This is a genomic window from Streptomyces sp. NPDC057271, assembly GCF_042668715.1.
In the GTDB taxonomy this organism is placed as follows: domain Bacteria; phylum Actinomycetota; class Actinomycetes; order Streptomycetales; family Streptomycetaceae; genus Streptomyces.
Genome location: NZ_JBHUYJ010000020.1, coordinates 3,652 through 23,364, shown reverse-complemented (window position 1 = coordinate 23,364; position 19,713 = coordinate 3,652). Strand labels below are relative to the sequence as shown.

The 19,713-nt window shown below is 70.0% G+C and carries 22 protein-coding genes; 12 read left to right on the top strand and 10 right to left on the bottom strand.

Going from position 1 to position 19,713, the window contains the following annotated elements:
* A partial coding sequence (locus ACFUJR_RS12585; RefSeq protein WP_383450372.1) for a peptidoglycan DD-metalloendopeptidase family protein occupies positions 1-845 on the top strand: 845 nt, incomplete at its 5' end.
* Between the two features lie 23 nt (positions 846-868).
* Positions 869-2,605, top strand: a complete 1,737-nt coding sequence (locus ACFUJR_RS12580; protein WP_383166955.1) for a type IV secretory system conjugative DNA transfer family protein — start codon at positions 869-871, stop codon at positions 2,603-2,605.
* A 140-nt stretch (positions 2,606-2,745) separates the two neighbouring features.
* Here ACFUJR_RS12580 and ACFUJR_RS12575 read toward each other — a convergent pair whose 3' ends face one another.
* Together ACFUJR_RS12575 and ACFUJR_RS12570 are read right to left on the bottom strand one after the other, a co-directional pair.
* A complete protein-coding gene (locus ACFUJR_RS12575; protein ID WP_383176653.1) occupies positions 2,746-3,309 on the bottom strand; it encodes a hypothetical protein in 564 nt (187 codons plus the stop codon).
* A gap of 30 nt (positions 3,310-3,339) precedes the next feature.
* Positions 3,340-3,900: a hypothetical protein gene (locus tag ACFUJR_RS12570; protein ID WP_383176656.1), complete on the bottom strand. Its 561-nt coding sequence runs from the start codon at positions 3,898-3,900 to the stop codon at positions 3,340-3,342.
* 60 nt (positions 3,901-3,960) lie between these two features.
* Here ACFUJR_RS12570 and ACFUJR_RS12565 point away from each other — a divergent pair, with 60 nt between their 5' ends.
* Positions 3,961-6,723, top strand: coding sequence for a hypothetical protein (locus ACFUJR_RS12565; RefSeq protein WP_383176659.1), 2,763 nt, complete (start codon positions 3,961-3,963; stop codon positions 6,721-6,723).
* A gap of 215 nt (positions 6,724-6,938) precedes the next feature.
* On the opposite strand, the gene ACFUJR_RS12560 is transcribed toward ACFUJR_RS12565, so the two are convergent.
* Positions 6,939-9,122: a DEAD/DEAH box helicase gene (locus tag ACFUJR_RS12560; RefSeq protein ID WP_383176662.1), complete on the bottom strand. Its 2,184-nt coding sequence runs from the start codon at positions 9,120-9,122 to the stop codon at positions 6,939-6,941.
* Between the two features lie 107 nt (positions 9,123-9,229).
* On the opposite strand from ACFUJR_RS12560, the gene ACFUJR_RS12555 reads away from it, so the two are divergent.
* Positions 9,230-9,499, top strand: a complete 270-nt coding sequence (locus ACFUJR_RS12555; protein ID WP_383176665.1) for a type II toxin-antitoxin system Phd/YefM family antitoxin — start codon at positions 9,230-9,232, stop codon at positions 9,497-9,499.
* A complete protein-coding gene (locus tag ACFUJR_RS12550; protein WP_383176668.1) occupies positions 9,492-9,755 on the top strand; it encodes a type II toxin-antitoxin system RelE/ParE family toxin in 264 nt (87 codons plus the stop codon). The genes ACFUJR_RS12555 and ACFUJR_RS12550 overlap by 8 nt, the downstream gene beginning before the upstream one ends.
* A 172-nt stretch (positions 9,756-9,927) precedes the next feature.
* Here ACFUJR_RS12550 and ACFUJR_RS12545 read toward each other — a convergent pair whose 3' ends face one another.
* Positions 9,928-10,593 (bottom strand): excalibur calcium-binding domain-containing protein, encoded by a 666-nt coding sequence (locus tag ACFUJR_RS12545; RefSeq protein WP_383176671.1) that lies wholly within the window; start codon positions 10,591-10,593, stop codon positions 9,928-9,930.
* A 125-nt stretch (positions 10,594-10,718) separates the two neighbouring features.
* Positions 10,719-10,916 (bottom strand): hypothetical protein, encoded by a 198-nt coding sequence (locus ACFUJR_RS12540; RefSeq protein WP_383176674.1) that lies wholly within the window; start codon positions 10,914-10,916, stop codon positions 10,719-10,721.
* A gap of 425 nt (positions 10,917-11,341) precedes the next feature.
* Here ACFUJR_RS12540 and ACFUJR_RS12535 point away from each other — a divergent pair, with 425 nt between their 5' ends.
* Both ACFUJR_RS12535 and ACFUJR_RS12530 read left to right on the top strand, forming a co-directional pair.
* Entirely contained in the window at positions 11,342-11,584 is a 243-nt protein-coding gene (locus ACFUJR_RS12535; protein WP_031144348.1) for a type II toxin-antitoxin system VapB family antitoxin, read from the top strand.
* Positions 11,584-12,003, top strand: coding sequence for a PIN domain nuclease (locus ACFUJR_RS12530; protein WP_071283174.1), 420 nt, complete (start codon positions 11,584-11,586; stop codon positions 12,001-12,003). The genes ACFUJR_RS12535 and ACFUJR_RS12530 overlap by 1 nt, the downstream gene beginning before the upstream one ends.
* Before the next feature lie 272 nt (positions 12,004-12,275).
* On the opposite strand, the gene ACFUJR_RS12525 is transcribed toward ACFUJR_RS12530, so the two are convergent.
* Positions 12,276-12,401: a hypothetical protein gene (locus ACFUJR_RS12525; RefSeq protein ID WP_383176679.1), complete on the bottom strand. Its 126-nt coding sequence runs from the start codon at positions 12,399-12,401 to the stop codon at positions 12,276-12,278.
* A gap of 222 nt (positions 12,402-12,623) precedes the next feature.
* On the opposite strand from ACFUJR_RS12525, the gene ACFUJR_RS12520 reads away from it, so the two are divergent.
* From ACFUJR_RS12520 to ACFUJR_RS12510, 3 genes are read left to right on the top strand one after another with little or no spacing between them, the layout of a single operon-like run.
* Positions 12,624-13,034, top strand: coding sequence for a VOC family protein (locus tag ACFUJR_RS12520; protein WP_383176682.1), 411 nt, complete (start codon positions 12,624-12,626; stop codon positions 13,032-13,034).
* A gap of 20 nt (positions 13,035-13,054) precedes the next feature.
* Positions 13,055-13,336, top strand: coding sequence for a hypothetical protein (locus ACFUJR_RS12515; RefSeq protein ID WP_383176685.1), 282 nt, complete (start codon positions 13,055-13,057; stop codon positions 13,334-13,336).
* A gap of 58 nt (positions 13,337-13,394) precedes the next feature.
* Entirely contained in the window at positions 13,395-13,862 is a 468-nt protein-coding gene (locus tag ACFUJR_RS12510) for an iron chaperone (RefSeq protein WP_383176688.1), read from the top strand.
* Between the two features lie 14 nt (positions 13,863-13,876).
* Here the strand turns inward: ACFUJR_RS12510 and ACFUJR_RS12505 are convergent, their stop codons facing one another.
* From ACFUJR_RS12505 to ACFUJR_RS12495, 3 genes are all read right to left on the bottom strand, one after another.
* Positions 13,877-14,146: a hypothetical protein gene (locus tag ACFUJR_RS12505; RefSeq protein WP_383176692.1), complete on the bottom strand. Its 270-nt coding sequence runs from the start codon at positions 14,144-14,146 to the stop codon at positions 13,877-13,879.
* A gap of 80 nt (positions 14,147-14,226) precedes the next feature.
* On the bottom strand, positions 14,227-15,819 hold the full coding sequence (locus ACFUJR_RS12500; RefSeq protein ID WP_383176695.1) for an acyl-CoA carboxylase subunit beta: 1,593 nt from the start codon (positions 15,817-15,819) through the stop codon (positions 14,227-14,229).
* Between the two features lie 122 nt (positions 15,820-15,941).
* Positions 15,942-16,154, bottom strand: a complete 213-nt coding sequence (locus tag ACFUJR_RS12495; RefSeq protein WP_383176698.1) for an acyl-CoA carboxylase subunit epsilon — start codon at positions 16,152-16,154, stop codon at positions 15,942-15,944.
* A gap of 286 nt (positions 16,155-16,440) precedes the next feature.
* Here ACFUJR_RS12495 and ACFUJR_RS12490 point away from each other — a divergent pair, with 286 nt between their 5' ends.
* Both ACFUJR_RS12490 and ACFUJR_RS12485 read left to right on the top strand, forming a co-directional pair.
* Positions 16,441-17,085, top strand: coding sequence for a glyoxalase (locus ACFUJR_RS12490; RefSeq protein WP_383176701.1), 645 nt, complete (start codon positions 16,441-16,443; stop codon positions 17,083-17,085).
* A gap of 228 nt (positions 17,086-17,313) precedes the next feature.
* Positions 17,314-18,198, top strand: coding sequence for a helix-turn-helix transcriptional regulator (locus ACFUJR_RS12485; RefSeq protein ID WP_383176704.1), 885 nt, complete (start codon positions 17,314-17,316; stop codon positions 18,196-18,198).
* Between the two features lie 79 nt (positions 18,199-18,277).
* On the opposite strand, the gene ACFUJR_RS12480 is transcribed toward ACFUJR_RS12485, so the two are convergent.
* Positions 18,278-19,570 (bottom strand): ParB N-terminal domain-containing protein, encoded by a 1,293-nt coding sequence (locus ACFUJR_RS12480; protein WP_383176707.1) that lies wholly within the window; start codon positions 19,568-19,570, stop codon positions 18,278-18,280.
* Positions 19,571-19,713: the final 143 nt, after the last annotated feature.

Genomic DNA, 19,713 nt, shown 5'->3' with positions numbered 1-19,713 from the left:
ACGGCAACGAGACCCACATCCAGCACGCGAACGGCGTCATCACCCAGTACGCCCACCAGTCCCGGTTCGACGTCAAGGTCGGCGACCAGGTCAAGCGCGGCGACCGGATCGGCGCCGTCGGCATGACCGGCAACACCAGCGGACCGCACCTCCACTGGGAGGTCCGCGTCCCCGGCGTCGACAACCCCTTCGTCGGCGGCCAGGACAACGGCCCCGGCATGGTCGACCCCGAGGCCTGGCTGGACGGCAAGATCTCCGCGAGCCCCGACTACGGCGGCGTGCCGGGTGGTGGCGACGGCGCGCGGGACGCCGAGTACGCCGAGTGCGCCGAGGGCAGCGGCGGCACGCCGGTCGCTCCCGACGGCGCCGGAGTGACGGGCGTGCTGCCCGACTCCGACGACCCGGTCGTCCGCGCGGCGCTCGGCTGGGCGCAGCGGGGTATCGGCCAGCCCTACGTGTGGGGCGCGCCGCGCCTGCAGGGCGACAGTCCGGTGTCGTTCGACTGCTCCAGCTTCACGCAGTGGGCGTACTACCAGGCGAGCCGCGGCAAGATCAACGTCGGCGCGGTGACGTACGACCAGGAGAAGAACCTCCGCACGTCCAAGGTGGACCTCTCGAAGTCGCAGCCCGGCGACCTGATCTTCTTCAGGCCCGGCCCCCGCGGCTCGGAGCACGTCGGGATCATCTGGGACCCGAAGGGCAAGAAGATCCTGCACGCGCCGCGCGCCGGCAAGAACGTCGAGTTCAGCACCTGGGACGTCCAGGGACAGATCACCGGCGTGTTCCGGGTGCCGATCCCGCCCGGCACCAACCCGGCCGAGGCGGGCGGCCACAAAGATGCATGACGTGAGGAAGGTCTGGAAGAGAGATGGCCGCTGAGCAGAAGAAGAAGCCGCGCGCCGAGGACGACTGGACGTACGAGATTGCCGGTCTCGTCGCCGTCGTCCTGGTCGTGCTGTGCGGCGCCTGGGGCGCCGCGTACCTCGGCGCGTCCTTCGACGACTCGCCGGCCCCGCCGGGCAACCCGTTCTCGTTCGCGGTGGCCCTCGCGAAGGGCGACTACGCGTGGCCGGGCAGCGCGGCGAGCGCCATCGCCGCCGGCGAGGCGGTGCTGCTCGGCGTCCTCGTCCTGTGGGGCTACCGGCTGCGCCAGCGCGCGAAGCGGAAGCCGGACGTCGACACGGCCGCCCAGCACCTGGCCAAGGGCGAGCAGCTCGGCAAGCTGACGATGAAGGGCGCGGCGGCCATCGCCGAGCGCCTGGGTGTGACGAGCCGGGTCCCGGGTGTCTTCATCGGCCGTTCGGTGAAGGGCAAGCAGCCGCTCTTCGGCTCCTACGAGGACATGCACGTCGACATCTGGGGTCCGCGTACCGGCAAGACCACGCGGCGTGCGATCCCCGCGATCCTCGACGGCCCCGGCGCGGTGCTCGTGACCTCCAACAAGCGGGACATCGTCGACGCCACGCGCGGCCCGCGCCAGGCTCTCGGCCCGGTCTGGGTGTTCGACCCGCAGCAGGTGGCGACGGAGCCGCCGGAGTGGTGGTGGAACCCGCTGTCGTACGTCACGGACGTCGCCAAGGCCCGCAAGCTGGCGGACCACTTCGCGTCCGGTTCGCGCGACCCGAACGCCTCCACCGACGCGTTCTTCGACCCGGCGGGCCAGGACCTCCTGGCCAACCTGCTCCTCGCGGCGGCCACCGGCAACGCCGCGATCACCCAGGTCTACACCTGGCTCTCCAACCCCAAGGACGACACCCCGGAGCGCATCCTTCGCGGCGCCGGGCACACCATGCCGGCCGACGCGCTGAACGGCGTGATCACCGCTCCCGACAAGCAGCGCAGCGGTATCTACGGTGTGGCCCAGCAGATGGCGTCATGCCTGATCAACCCCGAGATCAACAAGTGGGTCACCCCGTCCGGCCCGGACGACCAGCGCCCGCGGTTCAACCCGCACGAGTTCGTGCGCGGCCCCGGCACCCTCTACTCCCTCTCCCGCGAGGGCACGGACTCGGCCGGCCCCCTGGTCACGGCCCTGACCGTGGCGACGGTCGAGGCGGCGGAGGAGTACGCGACCACCCAGCGCGGCGGCCGGCTCCCACTGCCCATGGTCGGCGTCCTGGACGAGGCGGCGAACGTCTGCCGCTGGCGGGCCCTGCCCGACCTGTACTCGCACTACGGCTCGCGCGGCATCATCCTCATGACGATCCTCCAGTCCTGGGCCCAGGGCGTCGAGGTGTGGGGCGACCGCGGCATGGAGAAGCTGTGGTCGGCCGCCAACGTCCGGGTGTACGGCGGCGGTGTCTCCGACACCCGTTTCCTGGGTGACCTGTCGGACCTGGCGGGCGAGTACGAGCTGCGGGAGTACTCCACGACCCGTGAATCGGAGCACGGCCACTGGTCCGGCAACCGCACCGTGAACGAGTCGGTCCGCCGCGAACGCGTCCTCCACGTCTCGGACCTGGGCTCGATGCCCCCGGGCCGCGCCCTGGTCCTGGCCTCGGGCACGAAGCCGGTCCTGGTGGAGACGATCCCCTGGTGGGAGGGCCCGTACGCCCAGTCGGTCTCGGCCTCCCTGGCGAAGTTCGACCCGGGCGCGAGGCGCTGACACACCACGGGCCCCGGGCAGCGAGGCGCTGACACACCACAGCCCCCGGGCGGCGAGGCGAGATGCCCCGCCGCCCGGGGGTCGCTCCCGGCCTCTTCAGCCGTTGCCGCGACGGGGCGGGCAGCTCCGGACCCTCCGGGTCACTGCGCGTCGCTCGGGGGGCCGCCGGCCTTGTCGACATCGGCAAGGACTGCGCGCGCGTCCCTGACGTTCATCTCCAGGATGTCCCGGTCGAAGTTCCCCGGCTCACGCTCGTATCGGGCTTTGCCGACTTCGGAGGTGAAAGCACCGGACGGAATCGAGTCCGCGCCCGGGGGAAGGAACTTCAGCATCTCCTCGAATGCCGCAACGGCGTAGGCCAGGGCCTCTCGCTGCTTGTAGTGCTCGGGCTTCGGAGTGTTCAGGATCCGTAGTGCGGCCGTTCGGGAGACGCGGAAGGCGACCTCGGCCCACTCTCCGGGGTCAATGATCTCCGAAGGCCGGGAACCGCCGAAAGCCGGCGGGGGCGGGGGAATCTCCTCGGCCATGCGGAAGGCGAACCGACGGGTCGTCCCGCACTGGCGGCACGCACCCTCGTACACCGCCACCATGTCGTCGCCGTGCTGCTCCAGCCGGTGCTGGCGGTCGAAGTCGCCGGACCCGCACGCGCAGGGGTGCAGGTCCATGTACAGGTGTGCTTCGAACGATGAGCGTGCTACGAGCATGAAACTCCTACGAACCGTCGATGCCCCAGGCTACGGGCGTGTATCGGGGAAGCCGACTTCATCAATGTCGGCCAGGATCGCGCGTGCGTTCTTGAGGTAGATGTCGATCAGCCGACGGGCGAACTTGCCCGGGTCCTGCCTGTATCGAGCCAGCCCCGCCTCGGACGTGAACGCACTGGAGGGGACCGCATCCGCACCAGGCGGAATGAACTTGAGCACTTCCTCGTACGCCGCGATCGAGTAGGCCACCGAGTCACGCATCTTGTGATGCTCGGACTCGGGCGAATTGAGGAGCTGGAGTCCTGCGGACTCCGAGATCCGAAAGGCGACGTTGAGGAACTCCCCCGGGTCGATGATCTGCGACGGTTCAGAGCCCCCGAAGGCGGGCGGCGGCGGGGGGATCTCCTCGGCCATACGGAAGGCGAAACGACGGGTCGTGCCGCACCGGCGGCACGCACCCTCGTACACCGCCACCATGTCGTCGCCGTGCTGCTCCAGCCGGTGCTGGCGGTCGAAGTCGCCGGACCCGCAGGCGCACGGGTGCAGGTCCATGTACAGATGTGCTTCGAACGATGAGCGCGCTGTCAACATGGCATGATCCTAAGGTCTGTTCGATGAATGCGAAGAGAGAAGAGTACGGGGGAGCATCACGTGAACAGGTCGACTGATCCCCGCATGCAGGCGGATGTGCTCGCACCGGAGGCCGACGCGGATTTCCTCGTCCAGCAGGCGGCACTGGTAGCAGCGGCCCGCAGCGAATTGAGCAGGGTCGCTCGGTCCGTCATGGGAGAGCGGTTCGGGGCGATACAAGCGGAGCGTACCGAACGGGACAACCGCGAGTTCTTCGTCCTCACGGACGCCCAGGGCAAGCAGATGAATCTCTGGCTGGACGCGGTCCCCATGCCGACCGGGATGATCGCCAACTCCGTGGCGAACACGACGTCGAACCACTACATAGTCCACGTGTCGGACCGGCTGCCGAGCGAACATCTGACCCGCGTCCTCGCCCATGAGGTAGGGGAACTCGTCGCCGTGCGTGACCGGTCGAGCCAAGGATTGACGCCTGTACGCGAGAGCCTCCTGGAGCAGGGGGCGGACATCAGTGATCGGCACGAGCTGTCGAGCCAGGACCACGGCCGTATCGGTGAACTGAACTGGCTCGCCGATCGCGCTGCCGATCCACAGCTGTCCGGACAGGAACGAGCGGAAGCGCGCTTCGAACTTTCCGCCCTGCTCGATCACAGCGGGCTCCGGCCGGTGGAGGCGATGACCCAAGGTGATGGCTTCAGAGCCCAGGAGCAGGCAGCACGACGGCGGTTCGCGGCATCGGCCCCGTTCCTCTCCGCGGAAGCCGCCGTACTGGTCGACGAACTCGCCCGCCCCATCGAGCAGCTCGACCCCGCCGACGCCTCCGCCCTCCAGGCGTCCCGGGATGCCGCTCTCGTCGCCCAGCGGCAGGTCGAGGCGTTCATCGGGCGTCGTGAGATGACCATGCCCATGCCGGGCTACGCCCAGAACGGGGTGCCCTACCCCCGGGACTCGCTGGAGGCCGCCGCACCCCAGTGGGCCGAATATCGCGCGCAGGTCAGCGACCACACCGTGGGGACCCTCCAACAGGAGGGGACGGACAAGGGACTCCCCCGGCGCCAGGTGGTGATCGGCGGCGGCGCCAGCCTCGCCGGGCGGAATCCGGACGCCCTGCTCGTGGACGCCGTGGGCCGTTGGCACCTCGACCCCGGCGCCGGCATCGTCCAGTCGGCCGACCAGGACCGGGACCTCCGGCAGTGGATGGGCGTCGACCCTTACCAGGCGGTGGCGAAGCCCGGGGAACGGGTGCCCATCGAGGCCGTACGCCTCTGGGAGGACCAACTGGCCACCCAGGGGCCGGTGGTGAACGGACACGCGCAGCTGAGGCTCGGGCAGGACGGGCTGGAGGCCGAGGTCCAGCCGTTCGACAGGGACGGCAACCCGAGCGGTGCGGCTCTGCGCGTGGCATGCGATGGCACACCGAGCATCGCGACCGGCCTGACGCCCGAGGTGGTCCCCGGCATGCCCCGCGGCGCGAACGGCGTGGAGAGCCGGGGCGAGGCCGTGCGGCTGATCAGCGAGCGGCTCCGCGAGCTGGAGAGTGCGGGCGTGACCGGGGCCGAGGAGTTGCGGACCCGGCTCACCGAGGCCGACCGGGAAGGCCAGGACACCGCGGCCCTGCTGAAAACCCTGGAGTCCTCCGCGCTGAAGGACGCCCTGGCGGCGGGTCTTGCGGAAGGGCCCGCCGCGCGCATGGAGAACTGCCTCACCATCCTCGACGCGACCCAGAAGTGGGAGTCGGCCCGCGAGGCGGCGCCGGGCCGGGCGCTCATGGGGGACGAGGTCGCCGAGAACCGCTTCAGGCCGGGGGACGCCAAGCACTGGATCGTCGCAGGGTCGGGCGGGACCGGCGTCGCCAACGCGGAGATCATCCTGAAGAACGACCCGGATGCCAGGGTGACCATCATCGGTGGTGCGCCGCCTGCCGCACTGACACACCAGGTGCAGTTCCCGGCGATGCGCAAGCTCTACGAAGCGTCCGAGGGTCGTCTGACCTTCGTCGAGGCGCGGGTCGGCGCGATCGAGACGTTCGAGGACGAGAACGGACAGACGTCGTTCCGCGTCCCCTATACGGAGGGCGACCCGCCTCAGCGGAAGGAGCTGAGGGGCGACGGCTATGTCGCCAGCCTCGGCCGCACCAATCCCCTCCCGTCCGCCGTGCAGACGCTGGCGAACGAAGTACGGGACCAGGGTGGGCAGATCAGCGGCGACCTGCTGTTCGACAAGGACGACCAGTACATCGGCTACGGCCTCACCTTCCGTACGAAGGACGGCCAGGAGCACCGGGTCGACGTGGACGGAGCCGCGTCCTGGCAGCTCCCGCGCGAGATCTTCCCGCCGGAGGAGGGGCTCCAGGGGCGACTGAACGAGATGGGCGGACGCGCACTGCCCGCCGAGACCGGCAACGCCGCGCCGGGCTTCTCCCCCATCGCCCGGCAGAGCGCGCTCAAGGCGCGCGCCGTGGCGGCCGAGCAGGCCGGTGACGCGAACGCCGTACAGCGAAGGACGGAAATCCCGGACCGGTGGAAGCGTCCGGAGCCGGCGGCGGAGTCCACGAGCGACCTGGCCCCCTCGCCGGGGCCCGAACCCGCGCCCACCCTCGCGCCCACGGCGCCCCAGCGGGAGCCGGCGGCCGAGATCCCGAAGCAGCCGGCAACCCCTCCGGCCCCGAAGCCGGCCCCCGGCCGAGGGGCACCCGACGCGCACTTGTGGCAGATGGGCGTGCCCGCCCGTAAGAGCAGCAGCACCGCCCCGACTCAGCCCCAGCAGCCACCCCCGGACCAGCAACGCCCGGGGCCCAGCCGCGGTCCCGGCCTGGGCGACTGAGACCGGCCACCGCCCGAGAGGCCCGTCTCCTCGCCGCGCCGGTGCGACGACAAAGGCCGTCCGACCCGGTCCACCACATGGTCGGACGGCCTCAGCCGGACGGATAAGACGTTGCAGCGGCATGTCTGCGGCCCGATCCTGACCTGCGGCGCGGCCGCACGCAACGCCCTGACCAGGTATTTCCCCGTTGGTACGCATGAGGTCCCGACGGCTGCTTACGGGTGCCCCGCGGACTCTTTGCGGACCGCTCCCAGCCTCGCCTGTTCCTCCTCGACGATCTGACGGGCCATCGCCATGTCCGAGACGTCGACCGCGTCCGGCGTCGACTCGGCGACCGCGCTTCGACGTGCGTACGCGTCGAACAGGCGGGTCTTGTTCTTCAGCATCTCCACCATCCGCTCGTCCACCCCACGGGTGGCGAGTAGCCGGTGCACCCGAACCGAACGCACCTGTCCCATGCGGTGGGCCCGCGCCACCGCCTGGTGTTCGATGGTCGGTTTGATCTGAGGCTCACAGATGATCACGACGGATGCGGCCTGCATGTTGAGCCCTACCCCCGCCGCCTCGATCTGCGCCACCAGCACCGCATGACCCGGCGCGGCAGCGAACTCGTCCACGAGCTGCTGACGGCGCGCGGGCGGCACGCTTCCCGAGATCGGTCCGAGCACGTGACCGACACCCCGGTCCCGTGCGCCGTCCAGCGTGTCCTTCACCACTCCCAGGACGTCCCTGAAGCTGGAGAACACCACCACCTTCAACCCGTTCGCGGCGGCGTCCTCGACGATCTCGCGCAGCCGGTTCAGCTTGGTCGACTTCTCGGGGCGCGCGTACGCTGCTCTGCGCATCGCCATGAAGTTACCGGCGCGCACAGCCTCGTGGTACGCGTCTTCGTCCGACGCGCTCAACTCCTCCCACTCGTCCGTCTGCTGGAGCGCGGGCAGTTCGGTCAGAACATCCTGCTGGTTGCGGCGCAGATAGACCGGGGCGACGGCCTTCCGGAAGGCCTTGGAACCGGCCACACCGTCGCGATAGTCGACAGCCTCCGCCAGGTGCGGCTGGAGAATCTGCACGAGGCTGCGAAACTCGGCGACCCGGTTCTCCATGGGCGTGCCGGTCATGAAGAGAACACGTTCGCACTGCCCGGCCCATTCGGTAACGGCCTGGGCGCGACGTGTCTTCGGATTCTTCACGTAGTGCGCCTCGTCCACTACCAGCATCCCCAACTCGCCGCCTTCGGGGGCCGGGAAACCACGCAAGGCGTCGAAGGTCGTTACGCCCACACCGCCCCGGCTTTTCCAGTCGGCGAACGCTTCCTGCCTGTCGGGGCCGTGAAGAGGCATCACTCTCAGCCTGCTGCGGGCCTCGATCTCGCGTGTCCAGTTGATCAGGACGCTGGCCGGGCAGACGACCATGAAGTGGCTCCGCCCCTCGGCAGCGAGATGGGCCAGAGCGGCGATGGCCTGGATGGTCTTGCCGAGCCCCATCTCGTCACCGAGAAGCACCTTGCGCTGAGCCAGGGCGAAGCGCGCCCCGAAGGCTTGATAGCCGCGCAGCGACACGCGCCGGTGCGTGTCGTCCAGCAACTGGTCGCGGACCCGCTCGGCGACTTCGTCGGGCAGGAACCCCTCAGCGGCGGCGGTGTCGGGTCTGCGGCCGGAGATCTCCGCGAGCAGGCTGTAGTACTCGGCGGAACGCAGCTCGAAGTCGACCCAGGCCGCGACCTCGGTCGAGGTACCCCGCAGCAGATCCACCGATGCCTGCGCGAGCAGCTCCGGCACACCACCCCGCGCTGCTTCCTCGGTCAGCCTGCGGACCTCTGGGACGGCCTCCAGCGCCCGAACTCGTCTGGCCTGCCCCACCAGCAGCAGCCGAAGCCGCCCGGCGGCCGGCCTGGCCTCGGTCAGCAGCGGACCGAGCCGCTCCGAGAGAGCGGCTGCCGTGTCGACGGCTCGCCGCGCGTCGGGGCCCGCTTCCACCAGCACCTGCAGGGCCATGACGAGTGCGGTGGTTCGCGGCTCCGGGCGATCCACGTCGATGTGGACGGCGATGGTCTCCCGAACGGCATCCGATATCTGACGCGCCGCCGCGACGACCTGATCGGCGGTCCGCTGCCCCACGCCAGGAATCTGCCGCAACCGGTAGGAGCCGGCATCGAGTACCTGCCGGACCGACCGCAGCCCGCTCCTTTCGACTTCCCCAAGCCTCAGCCGACCCTCGGTGACCTCCTTCAGTCGGGCCACCGGGATGGCGTCCAGCGCCTGTTCCGCCGCCGTGTCGCAGATCGGCTTCAGCGCCGCCCGAACCGCCTCGACAGCCCGACCGTGGTCACTGGCCACCGCCCGCGCCGCCTCGTACAGCCGCCCGCCCGCGGCGACCGCCTCCCGCTCACTGCGTCCCATCCCGCCCCGGCCCCTCTCCCTGTGTCCCCGCATACTGCCACCGCTGCCCCGGGTCCCGGACGACACCAGCATTGTGTACACATGGCACACTCGGTACCCTTGAGCGCATGACGCAGTCAATGCCCGTAGAGTCCATCCGCGATGTCCGCGCGCACCTGGCAGAGGTCGTGGAGCGGGCCGACCGGGACGATGTACCCACCGTGATCACCCGTCGCGGCAAGCAGGTCGCCGCCGTGGTCTCGATCGAGGTGCTGCGCAAGTACCAGGAGTGGGAAGAGCGCGAGATCAACCGCATCATCGACGAACGCATGGCGAACCCGGCCGCCGGCGTCCCGATCGAGGACGTGATGAGGGAGACGCTGGCACGCAGTGAGTGACTACCGCACGTTGTTCCGCCCTGAGGCCCAGGCCGAGCTGCGCAAGATCCCGCGTGACATGGCGCTTCGCATCCTGGCCAGACTGACAGAGCTGGAGAGCGACCCCTTCGGCTTCAACACCACCGCACTCGTGTCCCAGCCCGAGCGCCGCCGCCTACGGGTCGGCGACTACCGTGTCGTCTACACGATCGACAACGGGGAACTGGTGGTGTGGGTCGTACACGTCGGACATCGCTCCACGGTCTACGACATGTAGCTGCTCCAGGTTCTGCGGACCGCTGCGGACTGGCCGGGTGTCCCGAGACCGAGAAAGCGCCGCTGGCCCGACCTCCAGTGCGTTCGCAGACAGCTGGTCACTTCCGTAGCCCGAGATACCGGGCCGCGTCGTACCCATGCCATGCACCCAGACGCTGCCGGTGTCCGGGGCTTCAGTCGGGTTCGCAGCCGATGCCATCACCGTCGCGGTCGAGGCGGTGGGGGTCTGAGGGGCCGACCCGAACGGGACCAGGAAGGTCTGAGCAGTCGACGTCGGGAACGCCCGCAGGAGGACCCGGGGGATATGAGCGGATGGTGCCCTCCGGCACTGTCGGTGCTGCGCTCTCCGGCGTCGGGCTCACCAGCCGTACGTCGGCGTCGACAATCATCCCCTTCCTGACCTCGTACGTGCCCTCGAAGGAACGCACGGTCCCATCCGCCTGCAGGGCGTCGAGCGCGACCGTGACCGCGCCGTCCTGGACATCGACGATGCGGACGGTGTCCCGAACGGTGTCGGCAAAGCCTGCCTGGAAGGACTCGTAAGAGCCGCCAAGATTCTTGCCCCCGAGGTCCCACGCTCGTCGGTGGTCGCGCGCATTGATGGCAGCGAAATACGCCTCGACAGTGGAGGCCGCGTCAGCGGTGGGAGCTGCAGTCGGCTTCGGCGGGGTGGAAGGCGGCGTGGGAATGGGCGTCGGCTCCGCTTTGACGGTCTGGGTCCTCGTGACTGTCGGACCCGTTTCCACCTTCTTCTCCTCACCGGAGGAGCCACAGCCACTCACCCCTGCGAGTGCCAGCGCCATGAGAGAGGCGCAACCGGCAGACAGGATGCGGCGCATGATCCTGACCTGCGGCGGAGCCCTGCGCAGGGCCCTGACCTGGGATTCCTCGTTGACATGCGTTGGCTCCCGACGACCGTTTACGGGTGTCCTGCGGACTGGCTGCGGGCTGCCTGCGGACTGGCCTACGGAGTCTCGACGGAGTCGAGGTGCCTGCGCAGCCCCGCCGCGATCTCTTCGTCCCCGCCCTCGGCCGACAGCGGCCACGGGTCCTGCTCGCCGTTCGCCACGGCGAGGCTGCTCGCGAACCAGACGAGGTGTGGTGCGGGCATGAAGGAGTCCCGAAGCCACCGCGCGAAGACGGCGGCTTCGGCTGCGGTCACGTCGGTCGGACTGGCGTAGGCGTAGTCGAGCGCGTGAGGCCTTGGTGAGGCCCTCGGGGGAGGCTCATTGCCCTCGATCAGCGGTCGCCATGGACGACCTCGGGGAGATCATTGCCGACTTCGAGATCGACAACGAAGATCTCACCCGCAAGGAGATCGAGGCCGCCCGCGCACCATTGCGCCATGACCACCGACAGGCCGGCGGAGCCGCCGCCTTGAAGTGGAATATCGACGACTCCGCGATGACCTGCGGGAACAGCTCACACGCAGGACCGGTCCAGCGTGGATCCAGCAACCGTCCAGAGTGCCGGGCCATTCCGAGCCCAGAGGTCGGCCGGTGCAACCGGACCACAAAACGACATCGCCATCACCATCGAGATGGTATCGTTTTGCGTGGTACGCCTCCCGGGGAAGGGAATCCCACCATGGCTCGGACAGTCATCGATCTCGACGAGGACATGGTCGCCGAGGCTATGCGCATCTTCGGCACCAAGACCAAGGCGAAGGCCGTGCGACTGGCCATGGAGGACGCCGTCAAGCGCCACCTGCGCCAAGAGTTCTTCGACGCCATGGACTCAGGCGAGCTCGACTTCAGCGAGATCATCGAGAACACCGGCCCCCGCAACGCCGACGGCTCCCTCAAGCGCACAGGCGGCCAGGCCGCCTGATGCAAGACCGCTACCTCATCGACAAGTCCGCCCTCGCTCGATGGTCGAAACCCCCGGTAAAAGACGCACTCCAGCCGCTGCACGAGCGCTACCTGCTAGCAGTGTGCCAGCCCACCGAATACGAAATGGTGCACTCCGCCCGCACCACCGCAGAAGCGCTGCGCATCAGCACCTGGCTCCACGCATTCGACTACCTCACCTGTGACGACGACACCTTCACCCGTGCCCTGGAGACCCAGCGCCACGCCCTCAACGCCGGCTTCCACCGCGCTCTGTCCCTCCCCGATCTGCTCATCGCCGCCACCGCAGAACTGCACCGGCTGACCGTCCTCCACTACGACGGCGACTTCGACATGATCGCCTCCGTCACCGGACAGCCGACCCAATGGGTGGTACCCCCGGGCAGCGCCGACCACTGAGCTGATTCCATCCTGATGGTTGCCGGCCAGTAGGGCTGGCGCGGGGTGGCATTCCCCTCAGGGTCGAACCGTTCTGCGGACTGTTGCGGACAGCAGAACGGCCCGACCCGCGTCCTCGCAGGTCAGGCCGTCTCTGGGTGCGCGATCAGACGTTGAAGCGGAACTCCACCACAACTACTCTGACCTGCGGTTATGCAGGCGCATCCCAGCACCATCCCAGCACGGGATTCACTGCAAAGCACAAGAAGATCCAGAAGCACCAAGACTACGCATCAGCACCCGCCCCGGATACAGGCCGCACAGAACTCCAGACGCTGTAATGCTTCGTAGAAGGCATCCGCGAGGGCAACGATGATCGCGTTGATGGCCGGCCCGTCGGTGAAGAAGTAGTCAGCCATCGTGTTGTGGGCGTCCTGGTTGTCTGCGACGGCCTCTGTGACGGCAGCCCGGAGGCGCCCATGTCCTGCGGCCGTACCCGAGAGGCAGGGTCGTGGTCGGCCCGGCGCTGGAGCCGCTGTGCACACCGGCGGTGACGGACTTCCTGACGGGGGAGGAAAGAGGGAAGGAGAAAGTCAGGATTCGAGAAGCGTCCCGCCTCCTGGCCAACTACCTTGATCTGTATGGACCTCACGATTCACACCACCGTCCTCCCGCACGAGGACCCCGAGGCGTCCCTCGCCTTCTTCCGCGACGTCCTCGGCTTCGAGGTCCGCTCCGACGTCGGCCAGGGAAGGACGCGCTGGATCACCGTCGGCCCGCCCGGACAGCCCGGCACCTCGATCCTCCTCGCCCCGCCGGCCGTCGACCCGGGCATCACCGAGGACGAGCGCCGCACCATCACCGAGATGATGGCCAAGGGCACGTACGGCTGGATCCTCCTCGCCGCCCCCGACCTCGACGCCGTCTTCGGAAAGGTCTCCGCCGGCGACACCGAGGTCGTCCAGGAGCCGACGCAGCAGCCGTACGGCGTCCGTGACTGCGCCTTCCGCGACCCGGCGGGCAACCTGATCCGCATCCAGGAACTCGGCTGAACCCCAGGGGGGGGACCGACATGTGCCAGCCCGCATGGGCCGCGGCCCGCACCGAGGCGGTACGCCTCCGGGCACTGAAGGACCTGCGCAGGATCCGCGACCGCATCGACCGCGAGTACAACCGCCCGCTCGACATACCGGCCCTCGCCCGGGCGACGGGCCTCACCGCGGAGACCCTGCACCGCACGTTCACCGAGGCGTACGGCACCACCCCCTACGCCTTCGTCACCGCCCTCCGTGCGAGCCGGTCGGCGGCGTTCGACGGCCGGGCAGTTTCCGAGAAGCACGCGGGAACACCGTGATCCTAGGGTGAGATCAGCAGGGAAAGACCAGGAAGAACCACGAACGAGGGGAACGACCATGGCCACCAAGAGCACCGACACCGCCAAGTCCTACGACGGCTTCACCGAGGACGAGCGGGAGGCGATGAAGGACCGCGCGAAGGAACTGAAGGGCGCGAAGGCCCGCGGCACCCGCTCCAAGGCCGCCGCCAAGGCCGACGGCGAGGCCGACCTCCTCGCCAAGGTCGCCGAGATGGCCGACGAGGACCGCGTCCTGGCCGAGGGCGTCCACGCCCTGGTCAAGAAGGTCGCCCCCGGCCTGACCCCCAAGACCTGGTACGGCATGCCCGCCTACGCCAAGGACGGCAAGGTCGTCCTCTTCTTCCAGAGCGCCGCCAAGTTCAAGGCCCGCTACGCCACGCTCGGCTTCAACGACCCGGCCACCCTCGACGACGGCGACATGTGGCCCACCGCGTTCGCCCTCGCCGCCCTCACCCCCGAGGTCGAGGCCCGCATCGAGGCGCTCATCACGAGGGCCACCGCCTGACGACGCCCCGCCGGTCAGGCCCGCGTCCCCGCGCGGTGGTCCCGGAGGAGCGGAGGAAGGTCGTCGACGACGCTGTACGACTCGCCCGCCCGGCCCCGCTCGATCGCGGCGGCCGGCAGCTGGGCGGCGTCCTCGACATGGACCCACGACACCGTCCCGCCGCCGCCCGGGGGCACAGGGAAGGGCCGGCCGGCGGCTCCGGCGAGCGGGATTCCGCTGTGCGTGACCAGTGCACCGCCCGTACGGGAGTTCTCCGCCGTGTCCGCCGCGTCCGCGGGGTCCACGCCGTCCGTCCAGGTGCGCCAACGCCCCCGAGGCCGGGGGCGTACCGCGCGTCGCCGTCCGGCCGTCGGGGGTGCCCTTCCTACTGCGGCGGGTTGCCGTGCTTGCGAAACGGCAGGTCGGCGTGCTTGGTGCGGAGCATGGCGAGGGACCGGATGAGCACCTGGCGGGTGTCGGCGGGGTCGATGACGTCATCGACGAGACCGCGCTCGGCCGCGTAGTACGGGTGCATCAGCTCGGCCTTGTACTCCTTGACCATGCGGGTGCGCATGGCCTCGGGGTCCTCGGCCTCGGCGATCTGCTTGCGGAAGATCACGTTGGCGGCGCCCTCGGCGCCCATGACCGCGATCTCGTTGGTGGGCCAGGCGTACGTCAGGTCGGCGCCGATGGACTGGGAGTCCATGACGATGTAGGCGCCGCCGTACGCCTTGCGCAGGATCAGCGAGATCCGGGGCACGGTCGCGTTGCAGTACGCGTACAGCAGCTTCGCGCCGTGGCGGATGATTCCACCGTGCTCCTGGTCGACGCCGGGCAGGAAGCCGGGGACGTCCAGAAGAGTGACGATCGGGATGTTGAAGGCGTCGCACATCTGCACGAAACGGGCGGCCTTCTCCGACGCCTCGATGTCGAGGACACCCGCGAGGGACTGCGGCTGGTTGGCGACGATGCCCACGACCTGTCCGTCGAGACGGGCCAGGGCGCAGATGATGTTGCGCGCCCAGCGCTCGTGGATCTCCAGGTAGTCGCCGTCGTCGACGAGTTCCTCGATGACCTTGTGCATGTCGTACGGACGGTTGCCGTCCGCCGGCACCAGATCCAGCAGAACCTCCGACCGGCGGTCGGCCCGGTCGTCGGAGGCGACGGCCGGCGGGTAGGCGCGATTGTTCTGCGGGAGCATCGACAGGAGGTAGCGGACCTCGGCGATGCAGGTCTCCTCGTCGTCGTACGCGAAGTGCGCGACGCCCGAGGTCTCGGCGTGCACGTCCGCGCCGCCCAGGCCGTTCTGGGTGATCTCCTCGCCGGTGACCGCCTTGACGACGTCCGGCCCGGTGATGAACATCTGCGAGGTCTCGCGGACCATGAAGACGAAGTCGGTCAGCGCGGGACTGTAGGCCGCGCCGCCGGCGCACGGGCCGAGCATCACGCTGATCTGCGGGATGACCCCGGACGCCCTGGTGTTGCGCTGGAAGATGCCACCGTAGCCGGCCAGGGCGGAGACACCCTCCTGGATACGGGCGCCCGCGCCGTCGTTCAACGACACCAGCGGGGCACCCGCGGCGATGGCCATGTCCATGATCTTGTGGATCTTCGTCGCGTGGGCCTCGCCCAGCGCGCCGCCGAAGATCCGGAAGTCGTGCGCGTACACGAAGACCGTACGGCCCTCGACCGTGCCCCAGCCCGTGACCACACCGTCGGTGTACGGCTTCCTGGCCTCCAGACCGAAGCCGGTGGCGCGGTGCCGGCGCAACTGCTCGACCTCGTTGAAGGAACCCGGATCGAGAAGCAGCTCGATGCGCTCGCGCGCGGTCAGCTTGCCCTTGGCGTGCTGCGCCTCGGTCGCACGCTCGCTCGGACCGGCCGCGGCCCGTGCACGGACCGCGTGCAGCTCGGCCACGGGCCCGTGAGCGCCCGTCGCCTCCGCGGAGGCTCGGGGAATGTTGTCCACCACTGTCACGACGCGTCCCTCCCTCTCTCAAGGTGCGGCCCGATCGGCGCCCCACCACGCGAACCGCTGGTGCGGTCTGTCGGGACGGGGCATGGCGCGCACACGAATCAGCCGGGTGAAGCAGCCGGCTCCTAGCGCCAGCTGTACGGAGAGCGGTAGACCGCGCCGGCCCGCGCCGGCTCCCACAGAGGGGTCTCGGGTGACCGCGCGTCGCCGTTCCCGCTGTTCTCCTCGTCCCGCGCCGCCAGCAGTGAGCACAGCACGACGGCGACCGCGGCCAGCTCCTCGTCGCTGGCCCGCCCGTGTTCCACCCGGAACACGGGCGCGGTGTCGAAATCGCCCATCTGGCCTCCTTCACGCCTTCTCCACCGTCCGTCACCTGCCTAAAGGAATGGTCCGGTCGCGCTGGAGAGTCGCCCGGGACAGCCACGAGGGCTCATGAGACGCGGCCGGAGGACGCCGCCCGTGACGCGGATGCGGCGATCACGACGGAGGAGACGCCCACGCGCGTGGCCGGGCAGGCGGCGGGACCGGTCGAGAAGCGGGACCGGTGAGGAAGAGACCGGTCAGGAAGAGACCGGTCAGGAATCGAGAAGCCCCGGCCCCCGACCGGCCCCTAACGTGAGGGACATGGCAACCACCACATCCACCGCAGCCCACACGACCCTCACCTCCGTCACCCTTGAGGTGGCCGACCTTGAGGGCGCCCGCCGCTTCTACCGCGCCTTCGGCGTGGACGCGTACCTGAGCCTGCGGGCGTCCGAGACGCACTCGACCGGCTTCCGCGGCTTCACCCTGGCGCTCACGGTGTCCGGGCCCGCCACCGTCGACGGCTTCATCGCCGCCGCCGTGGACGCCGGCGGCGAGGTGCTGAAGCCCGCCGTGAAGTCCCTGTGGGGCTACGGCGGCGTCGTCCAGGCCCCGGACGGGACGATCTGGAAGATCGCGACCTCGGCGAAGAAGGACAACGGCCCCGCCACCCGTGACATCGACGAGTTCGTCCTGCTCCTCGGTGTGGAGGACGTGAAGGCCACCAAGCAGTTCTACGTCGGTCGGGGCATGACCGTGGCCAAGAGCTTCGGCGGCAAGTACGCCGAATTCGCCCCCGCTCAGTCCGGCCGCGTCAAGCTGGCGCTGTACAAGCGCCGCGGGCTGGCCAAGGACCTCGGCGTCCCCGCCGACGGCACCGGCTCCCACCGCATCGTCCTCGGCGGCACCACCGCCGCCTTCACCGACCCGGACGGCTTCGTCTGGGAAGCCCCCACGCCGGCCTGACCCGCTCCTGCCCTTCCGCACCGTCCTGTCCCACCCCGCGTGCGGGAGAGAATCCGGGACAGGAAAGCGGACCCGGCACGGGGGCCGCACCTCACGCCGTCTCGCCCCCAATTCGTCCGAGCATGCCCAGGGTGAAATCGCAAGTGAACATCTCACGAGTGTTCTTCGAGTTTTGCACGATGCCGTCACGCGACCCTGCTGCCTGGATCGAGACGTAGTGAGGTGCGTATGGAAACCGCGACGGAAAGGGCGATCGAGTACATTCGGAAACGTTATCGCGAGCCGCTGACTCTCGCCGACATCGCCGAAAGTGCTCTGCTCAGTCGCTTCTATTTCACGCGGCTGTTCAAGGAGACGACCGGAATCACCCCCGGAAGATTCCTGGCAGCGGTCCGCATTCACGAGGCGAAGCGGCTCATCGAGCACACCTCGATGAGCATCACCGACGTCTCCTACGCGGTCGGCTACAACAGCCTGGGGTCCTTCACCAACTCGTTCACGTCCGGCGTCGGGATCTCCCCGAGCGGGTACCGGCGGATGACGCGGGACGGCGGGGACGGACCGCCGGGCCCGAGGCCCGACCCCCGGGACGGCCACGGCACGGTCGCGGGCACCCTCGGCCTCCCGGCCGGCCACGGCAACGCGCGCGTCTTCCTCGGGGCCTTCGCCACACCCGTGGTCCAGCACCCGGCCGTCGCCTCGACCGTCGTCGACGTACCGGCCGGTCGGCCGTCCTGCTACTCGCTCCGGAACGTTCCCGACGGGGAGTGGCACCTGCTCGCGGTGGCGGTCGCCGACGGCCTCGGGCCCGAGGCCGTTACCCGGCGGACCACCCTCGTCGCGGGGCGCGGCCCGTCGACCGTGCCCGTCACCGCCGACGGCATCGTGAGCGCCGCCGTCCGGCTGCGGCCCGTACGGGCCACCGATCCGCCGATCCTGCTGGCGCTGCCCGAACTCGTCCCGCAGGCCGAGGTCGTGTCCCGTCCCGGCTGCGCCTCCGTCCAACCGGAGGGCGAGCCGGCGGTCGGGGGGCGCCCGGCCGCGGGCCGTCTCAGCGTGGTGTCCGCGGCGCCGTGGCCGGCACCACCGTGGCCGAGGCGGGCCGGATCCTGACCGCCGGACTGCCCTGACCGCCGGACTGCCCTGCCCGCCGGACGGCCCTGCCCGCCGGACGGGCGGGGCCCGGGCCGGGTTACGCCATGTCCTGCCTGGTCTTGAGCTGCTCGGCGAGCAGGTGCCACTCACGGCCGATGCGCTCGGCGATCGGGGCGATGACACCGACCCAGTGCGCGGGGACGGCGTCGACCAGGTCGCGCCACTCCTCGCTCGGGTCGGTGGCGTGCGCCTGCATCCAGCGGAGGAACTCCCGGCCGCCGGCCGTGTAGCGGATGGCCGGGTCGCTGGACATCTTCGCCGCGACCGTCGCCCACGCGGGCGGCACCTCGGTGTGGTTCCTGCGCTGCGGTGCGGCGTCCGCGCCGGTCGCCATCCGCAGCGGGGCCCTGGACGCGCCGCCCGGCGCCGGAGCCGTACGCGCCGCTCCCTCGGCGTTGCCCACCGGCGGCACGGACCACACGGACGGCGCGGCCCGGGGCGGCCGGAGCGGCCGGACGGACGGCACCGGATGCGTGGGCCGACCGGGCTCCGCCGGGTGGCCGGGGCGGCCGAACGGGCCTGGCTCGTCGGCGAGGTCCCGCGGTACGGTCGTGGCGTCCGGCTCCCGTGCGGCGGCCGACTGGCGGCCGTCCCGCTCCGGGGCCTCGCCGCGCCGCAGCCGCGCGCTCACGTCGTGGACGGTGCCGAGCGACACGTCGGTCTCACGGGCGACCTGGCGCAGCGGCGCGTTCGGGTGCGCGGCGATGTACTCGGCGGCCCGCCGCCGGCCCTCGCCCGCGTCCACCGGACGCCTGCGGCCGTCCCGGCCGATGCGCTTGCCGTCGAGCGGCGTCGCCTCCCCCGCGCGGCCGCGCAGCGAGGCGATCGTCTTCGCGCTCAGACCGGTGATGCCCGCGATGGCGCGGTCGGACCAGTCGGGATGTGAGCCCAGGACGCGCTGGGCGCCGGCCACGCGGTCCGCTTTCGACAGCGGCAGACCGTGCGAGCCGTTCACCTTCATGGCGATGACGAGCGCTTCGGAGTTCGAGCAGTCCAGGAGGCGCGCCTTGATGGTGGTGTCGCCCCGGAGCCGCGCGGCCTCAAGCCGGTGCAGGCCGTCGATGACGAGGTAGCCATCCATCCTGACCAGAATGGGCGGGAGTTCCGCCGTACCCGCCACGTCGACGAGCGACTGGATATGGGCGGCGTCCGTACCGCCCTGCCGCAGGGACACCCCCGCCGACAGAGCACTGAGGGGAACGTCGTGCGCGGGCAGTTTCTCGAAGTTCTTCAGATCGAGTTCACCGTGCCCCGACGAGTCGGCGAACTCCGCTCTGGCGGAATTGAACGCGCTTGTCATCAGGACGGCTTGGGCACTGCTGTGAGCCATTCTGTCCCTCCCTCTCCGCTGCCGCTGTTCAGAGATTCGCAGAGCGGTCTTCAGCCGCAGTCGAGGAGAGGTGGACGTTTCCTGGAAACACCACACCGCGGGTGCCCGCCGGATCGGCGGGCACCCGAGGTGAGAGGGGGGAC

Excerpts from the sequence above, each read along its gene's own strand:
- ACFUJR_RS12580 (WP_383166955.1), top strand. The coding sequence starts at position 869 with ATGGCCGCTGAGCAGAAGAAGAAGCCGCGCGCCGAGGACGACTGGACG.
- ACFUJR_RS12575 (WP_383176653.1), bottom strand. The coding sequence starts at position 3,309 with ATGCTCGTAGCACGCTCATCGTTCGAAGCACACCTGTACATGGACCTG.
- ACFUJR_RS12570 (WP_383176656.1), bottom strand. The coding sequence starts at position 3,900 with ATGTTGACAGCGCGCTCATCGTTCGAAGCACATCTGTACATGGACCTG.
- ACFUJR_RS12560 (WP_383176662.1), bottom strand. The coding sequence starts at position 9,122 with ATGGGACGCAGTGAGCGGGAGGCGGTCGCCGCGGGCGGGCGGCTGTAC.
- ACFUJR_RS12555 (WP_383176665.1), top strand. The coding sequence starts at position 9,230 with ATGACGCAGTCAATGCCCGTAGAGTCCATCCGCGATGTCCGCGCGCAC.
- ACFUJR_RS12545 (WP_383176671.1), bottom strand. The coding sequence starts at position 10,593 with ATGCGCCGCATCCTGTCTGCCGGTTGCGCCTCTCTCATGGCGCTGGCA.
- ACFUJR_RS12535 (WP_031144348.1), top strand. The coding sequence starts at position 11,342 with ATGGCTCGGACAGTCATCGATCTCGACGAGGACATGGTCGCCGAGGCT.
- ACFUJR_RS12530 (WP_071283174.1), top strand. The coding sequence starts at position 11,584 with ATGCAAGACCGCTACCTCATCGACAAGTCCGCCCTCGCTCGATGGTCG.
- ACFUJR_RS12525 (WP_383176679.1), bottom strand. The coding sequence starts at position 12,401 with ATGGCTGACTACTTCTTCACCGACGGGCCGGCCATCAACGCGATCATC.
- ACFUJR_RS12520 (WP_383176682.1), top strand. The coding sequence starts at position 12,624 with ATGGACCTCACGATTCACACCACCGTCCTCCCGCACGAGGACCCCGAG.
- ACFUJR_RS12515 (WP_383176685.1), top strand. The coding sequence starts at position 13,055 with ATGTGCCAGCCCGCATGGGCCGCGGCCCGCACCGAGGCGGTACGCCTC.
- ACFUJR_RS12510 (WP_383176688.1), top strand. The coding sequence starts at position 13,395 with ATGGCCACCAAGAGCACCGACACCGCCAAGTCCTACGACGGCTTCACC.
- ACFUJR_RS12495 (WP_383176698.1), bottom strand. The coding sequence starts at position 16,154 with ATGGGCGATTTCGACACCGCGCCCGTGTTCCGGGTGGAACACGGGCGG.
- ACFUJR_RS12490 (WP_383176701.1), top strand. The coding sequence starts at position 16,441 with ATGGCAACCACCACATCCACCGCAGCCCACACGACCCTCACCTCCGTC.
- ACFUJR_RS12485 (WP_383176704.1), top strand. The coding sequence starts at position 17,314 with ATGGAAACCGCGACGGAAAGGGCGATCGAGTACATTCGGAAACGTTAT.
- ACFUJR_RS12480 (WP_383176707.1), bottom strand. The coding sequence starts at position 19,570 with ATGGCTCACAGCAGTGCCCAAGCCGTCCTGATGACAAGCGCGTTCAAT.